9 protein-coding genes and 1 pseudogene are annotated in these 12,552 nt (G+C 63.8%); 4 read left to right on the forward strand and 6 right to left on the reverse strand.

The features are described 5' to 3' along the window. Positions 1–83: 83 nt before the first annotated feature. The 3 genes and pseudogenes from QHG49_RS16365 to QHG49_RS16375 all read right to left on the reverse strand — a co-directional run bounded on the left by QHG49_RS16365 (position 84) and on the right by QHG49_RS16375 (position 5,653). Positions 84–1,445 (reverse strand): hypothetical protein, encoded by a 1,362-nt coding sequence (locus QHG49_RS16365; RefSeq protein ID WP_301490148.1) that lies wholly within the window; start codon positions 1,443–1,445, stop codon positions 84–86. Between the two features lie 15 nt (positions 1,446–1,460). Next, entirely contained in the window at positions 1,461–3,317 is a 1,857-nt protein-coding gene (locus tag QHG49_RS16370; RefSeq protein WP_301490149.1) for an AAA family ATPase, read from the reverse strand. Positions 3,318–3,966: 649 nt separating this feature from the next. Beyond that, positions 3,967–5,653, reverse strand: a pseudogene (locus QHG49_RS16375) (IS1182 family transposase). Between the two features lie 998 nt (positions 5,654–6,651). Between QHG49_RS16375 and QHG49_RS16380 the strand changes: the two are divergent. After that, positions 6,652–7,401 carry a transposase family protein gene (locus tag QHG49_RS16380; protein ID WP_301490150.1) on the forward strand — a complete coding sequence of 250 codons (750 nt, stop codon included), beginning with the start codon at positions 6,652–6,654 and terminating at the stop codon, positions 7,399–7,401. A gap of 53 nt (positions 7,402–7,454) precedes the next feature. Here the strand turns inward: QHG49_RS16380 and QHG49_RS16385 are convergent, their stop codons facing one another. After that, a complete protein-coding gene (locus QHG49_RS16385; RefSeq protein WP_301490151.1) occupies positions 7,455–8,465 on the reverse strand; it encodes a site-specific DNA-methyltransferase in 1,011 nt (336 codons plus the stop codon). Positions 8,466–9,139: 674 nt separating this feature from the next. Here QHG49_RS16385 and QHG49_RS16390 point away from each other — a divergent pair. The 3 genes from QHG49_RS16390 to QHG49_RS34125 all read left to right on the forward strand — a co-directional run bounded on the left by QHG49_RS16390 (position 9,140) and on the right by QHG49_RS34125 (position 10,967). After that, entirely contained in the window at positions 9,140–9,598 is a 459-nt protein-coding gene (locus QHG49_RS16390) for a transposase (protein ID WP_370530470.1), read from the forward strand. Positions 9,599–9,639: 41 nt separating this feature from the next. Then, entirely contained in the window at positions 9,640–10,215 is a 576-nt protein-coding gene (locus QHG49_RS16395) for an IS630 family transposase (protein WP_301490152.1), read from the forward strand. A gap of 68 nt (positions 10,216–10,283) precedes the next feature. Further along, complete coding sequence (locus QHG49_RS34125) at positions 10,284–10,967, forward strand: DUF2399 domain-containing protein (RefSeq protein ID WP_370530471.1); 684 nt, start codon at positions 10,284–10,286, stop codon at positions 10,965–10,967. Here QHG49_RS34125 and QHG49_RS16400 read toward each other — a convergent pair. Then, a complete protein-coding gene (locus QHG49_RS16400) occupies positions 10,861–11,352 on the reverse strand; it encodes a hypothetical protein (protein WP_301490153.1) in 492 nt (163 codons plus the stop codon). The two genes, QHG49_RS34125 and QHG49_RS16400, sit on opposite strands and share 107 nt — an antisense overlap. A gap of 109 nt (positions 11,353–11,461) precedes the next feature. Further along, a complete protein-coding gene (locus QHG49_RS16405; RefSeq protein ID WP_370530472.1) occupies positions 11,462–12,388 on the reverse strand; it encodes an alpha/beta hydrolase in 927 nt (308 codons plus the stop codon). Between the last annotated feature and the right edge of the window lie 164 nt (positions 12,389–12,552).

The following is a 12,552-nucleotide window of genomic DNA, read 5'->3' on the forward strand; positions in this document are numbered from 1 at the left end:
GACGGCATGTGACGAACCGCAACCATGGCCTTCGCTGTCGACCGCGATCGCGCGAGGTGCGCTGACTCGTAACCTCACAGCGATCACGTTGCCTCCGGCTGATGAGCCTGTTGCACGATCAACTTGACCACCGCCTCCAGGCCGGCGCGGTTGTCATCGGAACGCTCGGGGTCCAGCCCGACTGCAATCACGTGACCACCTTCTGCTGAGGTGAACTCATATACCGGCTGCGGGGTCCTGTGTGGGGTATAAAAAAGGATAGCGCCCAACCCGGCAGAGCCCACTCCCGCATTCGTGAAATATCCGAGCAATTTGTAAATCTCTTCGGTCGGAACTCGATCTCGCTTTCTCAGCTTAGGATCGATGTAGATGACTGAACCAGAGATCTGCGGCGATGCTACGGGTGTCAGAGGGCTAATGATCGCTGTCAGGTCCGGTCGACCACCCAGTTTCCCTCCCTTGCGCTTCCAGACTACCTCTCCGCCAGTAGCAGTATTCGCCAGGTCATACTGAAAATGAATGGCGATCTCTGAGCCGGCAGTAATCCAGCGATAGCTCGGGGCTTTGGATGAGGTTCGCATATCAGGAATCTGCCGCTCCTGACCAAGCAACTGCGACACGGTTTCACCCAGCGCGATTAGGCACCATAGTTCAAACAAGGTGGCGTCAAACGAAGCGTCGTAGAATAGCCAATCCGTCTCACCGTCCTGCATTACGGGTTTGCTCGACATAGTGCGCCGAACCCAAATCGCAAGGGATTCGTAGGTCTCTCGGCTGCCGACACGACCAGAACTGAGGCGGCTCTCGACATCCTCCAGAACATCGAACGCCCACTCATGGGTACCGATCTGTGCCAGTTCCTTCCGGTGATCTGCGAAATGGGAGGCAGCCATAAGGTGGTCAAGCCGTTCAAGGAGGGCGACAGCAGCCTTACCCTCCCGACTATTCGACGGCGCCCCAGACCTTAGATAGGAATCTTCCGTTTCCAATATCATCCAGAGGAGGCTGTAAGCGGCGAGCAAGTTTTCAGGCGTACGCGAAGAGCGTTCCACCCTCAGTACCGGATAGGTTTCGGGTGCTCTCACTTCCCATCTCCGCGTTAGCCAGCGAGTGACATCCAGCTTGCCAGCTAGGACCCCTGCAGATTCTCGGCGCTCAACGTTGTATCTGAAGTTGGGGCGGTTAAGCACAGATTCCAATATTTCGACTAGCTTTTCCCCGGCGGCTAGTGCCACCCGAAAGCGCAGCCCAGCGACAGCTTGCTCTAGTGCACTGCTGGAATTCTCTTCGCTCGACCTAGCGACTCCTCCTTCGGCTTCTTTGAGCTTCTCCCGGACGCCGCGCGAAAAGTAGGTACCTAGCAACGGCAAGGCAGCTAGAGCTGCTGCTTGACGGCCAGCTCCATCAAAATAGCCCTTCTTGGTTTCCATTTCGGAAATGCTCATGCTCTGAACTCCCCGCTAACGCACAGATTGCGTGTTGCGGAGATGGCGAATTGCTCGCCGCGTCTCTCGAAGGGAATCTTGCTCGCTATCAAAGTATTCTTGGATCAGGGCAATGTGTGATGCCCGCAGTGTTCCCATTTGCGGAATAATGCGATCTGCGAAAGAGGCGTCGAAGGCTCGCACGAGCGCTTCTTCTTTTATGTCTGGGCCAGACGAGAGAGTGAGTAGCACGGCCTTCCAGAGATCCACAGCTTGGGCGGTCCCGACTGGCCATGACGCCACAGAACTACTGCCGCTCTTCTGGTCGCCGAAACGCAGCCATGTGAAAACGTCTCTCATCTTCTTGCCAATGGACCCAAGAACTTTCTCCGAGCCAGCATCATCGCTGGAACTCGCCAGCCCTGGGTACTGTGCTTCAAGCCACGATTGCGCCTGGCGCTGGCACAGCTCAATTTCGGCATCAATTTGATCGATGTTGGGAACGCCTAGGTATACGAACTGAAATCTCCTAGTGAGGCCCTGAGAGAGGGAATTTACAAAGGAGGTATCGACGTCGTTCATCGTTCCAATGATCCGGAAACGGCCGGGCACCCATAGGAGCCGACGCCTCGAGTCTTTCTCAAACCATAGATCGATCGGCGTCGAACGGAGATGGCGGCCGTCCGTGGAAGATAGGACGGTATAGAGCCCCCCAATGGCTCGGTCAATATCAGCGCGATTCAACTCGTCGATAATCAACCATCGCGCATCCATCTCGTCAGCGTCGCCTTCATGCATAGTAGTCACGCTTGAGATGGCGGATGCGCGCATCTTCTCTGCACAGGACAGCGCGGTCTTCGGGACGGCTCCGAGCACCGGCTCCAACGTTCCATCGTGACTTGGGCGTAGCCCTCCGATAACCTCATAGGTAGTCCAGTCGGCGGTGGCAGTGGTCATCACAGTGTCGGCAGAAAAGGCTTCGGCCAGCAGGCGAGCCAGCGTGGTCTTACCGGTCCCGGGGGGTCCTTGGAGTACCAGGTGGCCTGACAGGAGGGCTACGACGCACCTCTCGATTAGAGAATCCTCGTCCGGGAGCACGAGATCCCTTGCGTCGGCGAGGGTCTTTACCGTTTCGACGAGGCTTCTGACGTCAGCGTTCTCGAACGTGCGGTCGGAGAGTTCCTTCGTCCACTCGAAGCCGTCATCCTGAGTTTCTCTTTCGACGGGGTTGGCCGGCACACGATCCTTGGGGGGTTGTGGAGACGGGAGCAAGAGACCGAGAGACTGCTCCGACTCGATCGTCGTTACCGCTACAGAAAGACCGGGCGCAGGGTCGGTAAAGAGCTTTTTCCGCTCGGTGGGGCTAAGATGAAAGAAGTCGGTGAACTCATCAACGAGTGATGAGACATCAACTTCCTGCCCCTCGGGCAGATCCGCTCGGCCGCGAAAGAACCAGATGATCGCCTCTTCTAGAGGGAACCGCTTGCACTTGAACTCTGTGGCGAGACTTTCGTGATAGACATCCGCTTCCCGCATGGAAACGACAATATTCGCTCCATCTTTTTGTCCGTCCAAGATGGTCCGCATGTTTTTATTGGGGCGTTCCAGCTGGGTCTTAATACTCCCTACCGGCCAACCCCCATTCCCCTGTTGTTTGCGCCAATCGCCGCTGAACGGCTCATACCATGCGTTCGGCTCACGCCCCGGAACTCCATAGAGCTCGTCACAAATATTCACTGCATCTTGATTTGTGATGACAATCGATTGCCCTGGAATCAAACCCATTCGCTTAACAACCAGGAGTCTGGCCACATCGGCATCCGACCTAGATCGCCCTACCGCTGCAATTGCCTTCGCAGCCTTCGAGACACGCTCGGGAACAATAAACGCCACGATTCCTCATCTCCATTCCGACGCAACGCAGTTCGGACGCTGCTGTCGATCATAGAGCCACCGGTTCCCTCCTGGAATGCCGCTCCGTGTTGACTATCTGCTGGCTGCTACGCAGCATGGCTTCCGGCCATGGCCGGAAGCCATGAGCTACCACTCGGCTGCGACATAGGTGGGGAGGGAGGGCCACCGCCGGGGGCGGAGTGTCTGAGATCAGGGGGTCGGTACGGGGCGGACTACCGGGAGTGTTCACCTTCGCAGCGGCGGGGCCGCTGCCAGGCGGGCTTGTCGTTGATGCGGCCGTCGGACCAGGCGCGGAGGCTGGCATGGTGGTAGCGCTCGACGTCGGCCGAACCGTCTGCCCACTCGGGCCGCTCTCAGTAGCGGACGGCGGCTAATGCAACCAGAACGGCAACCACGAGTCCGGCCGGGTGTACGGCGGTGGTAGTCCATGGGGCAAGATCCACGCTTTGGTGGGCCGCTTCACCCGCTGGGCCGCACCAAGCGTTGTGTTGTGCAGGCGCACCTCACAAGCCTGAGTGGCCGACGAGGTTGCGGTAGCCAGACGGGATGCGCCTGTGCGGCCTGGTCGGCTCGCCGACGACGGGGTGCGACGCCAGAGGGCCGGACCACTTTCATGGACGCTGTTGGTTTATTCGGCCCCTGCTTGTGCCCCGTCGAGCGTCAGCTCGGCGGGGCACAGCGCTGCGAAGTGGCTGGTGCGGGTGCGTGCCCGTGGTGTGCCGGTGAGGTGGGCGTCGATCCGGGCGAAGTTGATCGCGGCTCCGGTGAACTGGTGCTGGAGGCTGGTCTTCGTCAGCCCCCGGTAGCGGGATCTGCGCAGGCCGCAGCGCCCAACTGCTTGGGAGATGGTGCCCTCGACGCCGGCCCGGATCTTGTAGCGCTCTTTCCAGGCATCGGTCTGCTGCTCGGCGCGGATACTGCGGATGGCATCGTGCTCGGTCTGCTGTTGCCGCAGCATGAGTTCCCGGCGGCGGCCAGTGGCTGAGCTGACGCAGTCCCGCAGGTGGGGGCAGGGGCCGCAGCGGCTGGCGGGGAACCTGACGCGGATGACGGGCAGGCCCTTGGAATCGTTGCGGGGATACCAGTCCGTTGCGGTGACCCCGCCAGGGCAGGTCACCTGCCGGTGTCTCCAGTCGACGGTGAATGCGTCCAGCGTGAAAGCGCCCTTGGCCTGGGACGAGGTGTTCTTGACCAGTGGCCCGTGCAGCTCGACACCATGGCGGTCGCGGGCGGCGAGGACATGGGCGGCGGTGGGATATCCGGCATCCACCCAGTGCTCGGCGGGCAGGCAGTCCCGTGCGGCGAGGGATGCGTGGATCTCCTCGTTCATCGCGCTGTCCGCGACGGTCGCCACCGTGGTGGCCACGTTGGTGACCAGGTTCGGGACGCTGGTCTCGCCGCAGGTCTCGGTGAGGTGGACCTTGTATCCGTCCCACATGATGTCGCGTTTGACGCCGACACGGGCTTCCGGGTCATAGGGGTTGGCCAGGCGCGTCGCGCCCGGCTGCCGGTCTTTTGGGCCTCGCCGCGCCACCTCGCCGTCCACCCGGTGGAAGTGCTGGACCCAGACCTGACGCAGCAACTCCACCTCATCCAACGAGCGCAGTGCTGCGGGGGCGCCAGCGCCGAAGACGGCTTCCAGCAGGCGTGTCCCGTCCCGGCCGATCCGCAGACCCACCTCGTCCCGCTTCGCGCGGGCCTTGGGGAACCGGGAATCCTCAGCCCGGATGGCGTAATGCCTGAACCAGTCCGGCTCCGCGATCTCGGACAACCATTCCGGAGCGGCCTGAGCGAGCGCGTTCGAAGCCGCCCGCAGTGTCTCGGCCACCTGCTCCAGCCAGCACAGCTCACGGGCCGCCGAGAGCACATGCGTGGCGTCCGTGCGGGCCCGGCCCGCGCTCTTGAGCAACCCCTTCTCCCCGGGCCGCGGCCAGCACACCATCCAGCACCCGCCGCCCACCATCCGCCCCGGCCAACCGGTCCCGGAACTCCGACAACACCGAGAAGTCGAAGCCAGGATCATCGAGGTGGAGCCCGAGGGCGTACTTGAAGTCGATCCGTGCCCGCACCGCCTCCGCGGCCTGGCGGTCGGTCAGCCCTTCCACGAACTGGAGCACCGACACCAGCGCCAGCCCGGCCGGTGACCAGGCGGGCCGGCCTCGTGAGGCGAACAGATCCGAGAAGTCCTCGTCGAGGAACATCGGCCCCAGCTCGTCCCGGACCCGGATCGCCAGGCTCCCCTTCGGGAACACGGCCCGGGCCACCCGCACCGTCTCCGCCGGAATCTCTCCCGGGCCCTTCGGCTGCATCGACATCGGCACCCACCCCACACAACAACGTCGGTCCCCATGACCACAACCGGGTCATGGGGACCGACGTCACGCGAAGGGCCGAATAAACCAACAGCGTCCACTTTCATGTTCCGGCCCTCTGGGCTGGCAGAGGATACGAGATTCGAACTCATGAGGGGTTGCCCCCAACACGCTTTCCAAAGGTTCGCCTGGGGGTCCAGGGAAGATCAGGAGCGTTCTGACCTGTGGCGGAACCGCTGGTCGACGGCCCTCTGAACGCTCCCGGACGTAGGGGACCGAGACCAGAACTGAGACCACGGAGTTGGGTCGTCTGCCAGGTCGGCAGCCCGATTCTGCAGGGGTCACGGGCCTGCGGTGGCCAGATCGACGGTACTCGGCACGCGGGGCTTCTTACCGGCAGTGAGCCATTTTTGTGAACCTCCCCAGGTCATAGGGACTTGTGATGGGGTTGAGCCTCACGATTCCGAAGGGGGAGAGCGTGTCGAAAGCCGAGTTTGGGGCGCTCATCTTCACTGCTTGGACCATGTCGGTATGGGCTCTGACCATGACGGCAACATCGCAGCGCCGAGGTAACAGAACGCTCTTGGAACGGATCTGCTGGGCTCGCGGGCGGGCACACGCAAGACGGCGCCGCGCTCACCTGGTGCGCCAGGTTCGGGACAGCTCCTTGGCGACGCGTCCAGATCGTCCGACGCTGGACTATTTGCAGCGGGAAGACGTCCTGTATCAGGTGTCACGGAGGGCACTCGCCCTCAAGATGATCGTCCCCGTCGCGATGTCCGTCTCGGCGGGTGGCGCCCTTGCAGCAACCATCCAACGCACAAGCTGGCACGTCTGGCGCGACGCCGTCGCGATGGGGGCCATGGTGACGCCCATATTGATCACTGAGCTTCTTCGACTTGGCCACCGATCGGGTGATGGGGCGTGAAGCGCAACGAGCGAGGCCCCCGGGCTGTTGATCGAGATGTCTGACGTCTCAATCACGTTGCTCGGGGGCCTCGTTGGTTATCCATCCTGCCGCACTCGACCTGCCGCATGCACTCGTGGAGTGGGTCACCATGCTGATCGTCACCCGTGAGGGCGACCGGCGCTGCAAGCTCCGCCCGTCCCAGCGCGCGATGGTGGCACTGGTGTACCTGCGCGAGCACACCACTCTGGCGAAGATCGCCGCCGGGTTCGGGATCAGCGAGTCCACCGCCCACGCCTACACCAGTGCGGTCGTCGGCCTGCTCGCCGAACGCGCACCGGGCCTGCTGAAGACGCTCCGCGCGCACGACCCCGAGTTCGTCCTGCTCGACGGAACCCTCGCCGAGTGCGACCGGGTCGGCGACGGCCGGGCCGACTACTCCCACAAACACCGGCGCCACGGCGTGAACGTGCAGGTCGTCACCGACCCCGGCGGCCGGCTGCTGTGGCTCTCGCCCGCCCTGCCGGGCCGCACCCACGACCTGACCGCCGCCCGCACCCACCAGATCATCCGAATCTGCGAGCGCCAGGGCGTTCCCGTCCTGGCCGATCTCGCCTACCAGGGCGCCGGCCCGTGGCTGACCACCGGCATCAAGCGCAGACCCCTGCAGGAACTCACTCCCACCGAAAAGACCCTCAACCGGGCACTGGCCGCAGCACGAGCGCCCGTCGAACGCGGCGTCGCGAGGCTGAAGTCCTGGCGTATCTTCCGCCGGTCCCGATGCAGCCCCAACCGCATGACGTCAATCGCCAAGGCCATCCTCACACTGGAGCAGCAACGCTGAAGAAGCTCAATGAAATACCTCAAGGCCGCAGGTATGCCGCTGGCTGACGCGGCCTACGAGTGTTCCGGTTCGTGGCCGGTGAGAGCCGCGAATTTGCTATCGATGATGGGTTTAAGGTCCACACCAACGGCAGTGCGGCCCATAGCAAATGCCGTTCGCAAAGTGGTGCCAGTACCCATGAATGGGTCGAGAACGACGCCACGCTCTTGTGGCGCCTCTTTTCCGCAGCTGCACCGTGTCCAGCCTTCGGTCTCCTTCTGCGAGAATGTGAACTCGCGAAAGTAGCCGCCGAGTACCTTCTTTGCTTCCGCTGCCAGGATCTGAACTGCGGCGGCATTCCGTCCTGTGCCGTTCTGAACCTTCAAGGCTTTACCGGCGTCAGATACCCCGGTGGCCTGAACGGCTGCGATGTGAGCTGGGGTGAGGCCCGCCTCCTTCGCCAGTTCCATAGCACGCTTCGCTTGGGGGCGGGTGGGGTCAAGCTTGGCAGTGCGCCTGACGACTCGCTGACTTGGGGTCCCACACTTTCCGCAAACTACTAGCGGGCAGCCGAGTAGAACGGCGCGTCGCACGATCTCCGTAGGGAATGGAGCTAGATGCTTCCCCATGTTGCGCTCCGGATTGATCCGCCATACGTCGCCGGGATTCGAACCGTTCCAGACATCGTTCGAATAGCCGAAGAGATCGTAGTAGTAAGTCGACTTAGGTGCCAGATGGATAATGTATTCGTGCCTGCTGGCAAGTTTGTTCTTAGACGGGTCGGGCATTCCGACGTCTTTTGTCCAGATAATCCTGTTGCGAATCAGCCAGCCATCATCGATTGCCGCAGCTTCGATTCGGCTTGGGATTCCTGCCAGAGAGCGGCGCACATAGGTGTCGCCTACGTTCAAAAATACCGATCCTGTCGGCCGAAGGACTCGCCTCCATTCTTTGAGGCAGTCCATCATGGCGTCGACGTATGCCTTGGGTGTGGCTTCCTGGCCGATCTGACCGGAGACACCGTAATCGCGCTTGTTGTAGTACGGGGGGGAAGTAACGACGAGGTCGGCTGAGTCGTCAGCCATCGAGATTCTGCGGGCGTCGCCCACTTTCACGTCTACTGAAGGAGCTTCGGCCCCCCGGAACTCGGTGGTGTATTCAGTCGGAGGTGAAGGCGGAGGAAAGTCGGCCGTCGAAGAGTTCACGCCGTCCGTAGAGGCTGGTTCGTCCTGTGGATTGTGACCTCGGGTTTCGCTGGCCCCTTCGGAATGCGTACTCGCCATTACCTTCGAGACCGCCTTTCTATCCGCTTTTTGCTGCTTGGTGGGTATTTCCCCAGCCGGTAGGGCCGCCTAGCACTGCTGGCGACTTGTCGAGTATAGGGCCTTTCGATTGACTCGTCGAGTCCTGGCGTCAAGCGCGTCAAGATAGGGCCGCAGACTCGAACACACTGAGGTGTCCCGACGTTCTGACTCGACGTGCGGCACACACGCGGAGGCATGTGGTGGTCGACTTGTGGCGCATTACACACGGAGGCCGAGCCCCTTGCTGACAGCGTCTGCGCCATTCACAGCCCTCTCACGGACCCGCTGGGCTTGCGAGCTTGGCCGACAGCCGCTTCCTGTCTGCCGGGTGATGTAGTGGTCCGTGCTACTGCGCGCAGTGGTTGCGGCACGCCCGCCAGCCACTCCTGCGTGTGTTGCAGCTGAGGTTGAAAGGGTGGGGTGACAGCGGGCGTTGGCGGTGGTACATCCTCGTCATGAGGTATGCGGATGGCGGCGGTCTGACCGCTGCGCGGCGGGCGAAGCGCGAGGCGGTGCGTTTCGAGGCCGTGGAGATGTTCGAGCAGGGGGTGCAGCCGCCGGAGGTGGCCCGCAGGTTACGGGTGTCGCGGAAGTCGGCGTACGCCTGGCACGCTGCCTGGCGGGACGGCGGCAGAGCGGCTCTGGTGTCCAAGGGGCCCGGCGGCTTTCCGTGTCAGCTCAGCGATGCCCAGGCAGAACGCCTGCAGGCCGAGCTGGAGGCCGGCCCTGCGGCGCACGGCTGGGTGGAGGACCAGAGGTGGACCCTCGCGCGTGTGGCCGAGCTGATCCACCGGCTGTTCGGGCACCGGTACACCCCGCGCGGGGTGTCGTATCTGCTGCATCGGCTGGGGTGGTCGCCGCAGGTCCCCGCGCACCGGGCCGTCGAGCGCGACGAGCAGGCTGTGGCCAGGTGACGGGAGGAGCAGTGGTCGAGGGTAAGAGGACGGCCCAGCTCTTGGGCGCGTGGGTAGCTTTCGAGGACGAGGCCGGGCAGGACCTGAAGCCCGGCAAGGGCCGCACCTGGTCGCGGCAGGGCAGGACGCCGCTGGTCAAGGTGACAGGCAAGGGTTCGGGCCGGGTCCTGATGGCCGGGATGATCTGCGTCAGACCCGGCCGCGAGACCCGTCTGATCTACCGGACGCAGACGTACCGGGGCCGTACCGGCGAGAAGAAGGGCTTCCGGGCTCGCGAGTTCGCGGACCTGCTGACCTCCGCCCGTCGGCAGCTCGGTGGTGCACCGCTGATCGTGGTGTGGGACAACGCCAGCACTCATCACGCCAAGGCCCTAAGGGAGTTCTGCGAACGCAACAGCGACTGGCTGACCATCGTCAAGCTCCCGCCCTACGCGCCCGACCTCAACCCCGTCGAAGGCGTATGGGCCCATCTGAAGAAGTCCCTGGCCAACCTCGCACCCCGCACGATCGAAGACCTCACCCCACTCGTGAAGAACCGCCTACGCGACATCCAAGGCCGACCCAAGGTCCTCGACGGCTTCATCGCCGAGACCGGACTGGGAGTGCAGTCTCCGTAGCCCTGTCACCCCACCCTTTCAACCTCAGAGGCACGTCTGACGGAAAGAACTCGCCTGCGAAGGGCCGTATGATCATCCGCCGTTACGGAGCCCAGCCATGGCGTATGGGCGGGGAGCACTACGAGCACCTGGCCGCTCGAACAGCCACGCCGAGGGCTGCCGCTCGACGGCCAGCTCGTCAGCGCGGCCTGGACCCAGATCTCGCCTCTGCGATGTCCGCTCCCGGAGTCGCGCTCCATGAGGAGGTCACCTTCGACCTTCTGGTGAATGACCTGTCGGGTCGAACGCAGGGACACCTTGGGACACGCGGGGGGCTCAGGGTGCAGGGTGGGAGCCCCAGCGCTGGGAGCCATCGGGGAGCCGATCCGCTCCCCGAGCCCCTTCCAAGCCACGCGGCAACAACCGATCCCATCCTTCCGACCTGCGGAAACGCCATCGAGGCTGGCAGGCTCAGCGCCCGAACCTCATTCGGGACGAAGAGGTCGTGGGTTCAAATCCCGCCACCCCGACAGCTGAAGTACCAGGTCAGGGGCCTGATCCGCTTAGTGGGTCGGGCCCTTGAGTGGTTTCTGGAGGTAGCGGACTGGCCGCCTGACCGGGGTGGCATGATCTGGCCGGCCCGATCCCGGTGGCCCCGGGTGCTCGTCAGGACGAGGGCGGGGTGCTCGCTGACCAGAAGTCGGAGTGGATGTAGGGGAGTCCTTTGGATTCCGGGGAGGCGGGGTCCAGGGGCTTGCGGGGAGGGTCGGTGACCTTTGACTCGGTGACGCACGGGGAGATCACGTGGAACCCGGCCTGGCCCTTGTAGTCGAACTCCAGGCCGACCTCGAAGCCGTCGGGTGCGGTCGCGAAGATCGCCGGCATGTCGGCGCTGTCGCGGACCGACGTGATCTTGTAGCCCTCCTTCTTCCAGAAGCGCTCCACGACACCGAGGAAGCCGCCACGGCGCTCCGGCGCGATGATCGTCATCACGTGGCGTCGGCGGCTCACCGAACCGGTCACGGTGCCGTCGTTCTTGAAGTCCGTGCAGCTGGATTCGCTCGACGGCCCCCGCATGACCTCGACCGACGGGTTGACCGCCTTGAGGGTCGCGTCGATGATTCCCTCGGCGTGGTCGGCCGCCTCCTGCGTGTTCATGTTCGTCTCCTTCGGCGCGTCCGCCTTCCTCCCTCGCTTCCGCCGCCGCCGGCGAGGCCACAGCCGGAGACGACGAGGATCGACGCCACGAGGGCCGCAGCACGGGTTTTCATCGGTATTTGTCCCAGGTCACGAGGTCAGGACGGTCCGCGACGACGGCCGCGATGTTGGCAGCGGACACAGGGTCCTTGTCCCTGGCCGGGTTGAAGTAGTTGGAATGCGCCGGGGTGAGCCCCTGCCCGCCGAGCAACGGCACCGGGCCGTCCGACACCTTGAACCGTCTGGCACCGAACGCCTCGCCGGCCGGGTCCTTACCGAACCAGAGGTCGTCGTCCCCCTGGTCCGCGAGGTCCCCGAGGACATAGGCACCGATGGGACCACCACCGAGGTAGCCGACGGTGCCCGCCACGGCCTCCTTCTTCGACGGCAGGTGGGTGACGGGGTCGTTCGCGGCCGCGCCCACGAACACGTGGTCCTTCCCGACCCCGAGGTCCTCCGCGTGGTCGACGCCGGTACGGGGGCTCCCGACGAGGATGATGTCGTCGGCTCCGGGGGTTCCCCCTGGCTCCTGCGTTGCCGCGCCCACGGGGCGGGATCCGTAGGAGTGGCCGATCGCGGCCAGGTGCGGGTCCTCGTGGTCGTTCGTCGCGGCGCGTCCGCCCATGAACGAGTTGTACGCCGGTGCGCCCACCTCCGCGTCATGCGCGGACATCACATCCGCGTCGGACAGCGAGGTGGCGGCGTCCTGGGGAGCGTCGAGCTGCGGCGGGTCGTAGCCCAGCCACACGAGGGACGCGCTGGACGGATCGATGTTCCGGGCGTCGACCGCGGTGTCGTACGCACGCTTCACGTCGCCCCCGGCGAAACCGTCGTCCAGGGCGGTACCGAGACCGGGAACGTACGCCGACACGTTCTCGGGCTTGTCCAAGTTCCCGAACGCGACGACGGCACGGCCGAGTCTCTCGTCGCCGATCCCCAACAGGTACATGGGCGGCTCTTTGGGGTCCGCCAACTGCTTCGCGGCGTTGCCCTGCATCTGCTGCCGGATGCTCTAGAGAGCGTCCAACTAGGTCTTGGCGCGTTCGCCGGCCTCGCCGGAGAGTTTGCCGATCAGAATGTCCAGGTTCTCGCGGTTGGCACCGTCCCGAACGTCGGACGGAATGCCGTCCAGATCACCGATGGTCTCGGGAAAGGCCCGCC

Source organism: Streptomyces sp. WP-1 (assembly GCF_030450125.1).
GTDB classification, from domain to species: domain Bacteria; phylum Actinomycetota; class Actinomycetes; order Streptomycetales; family Streptomycetaceae; genus Streptomyces; species Streptomyces incarnatus.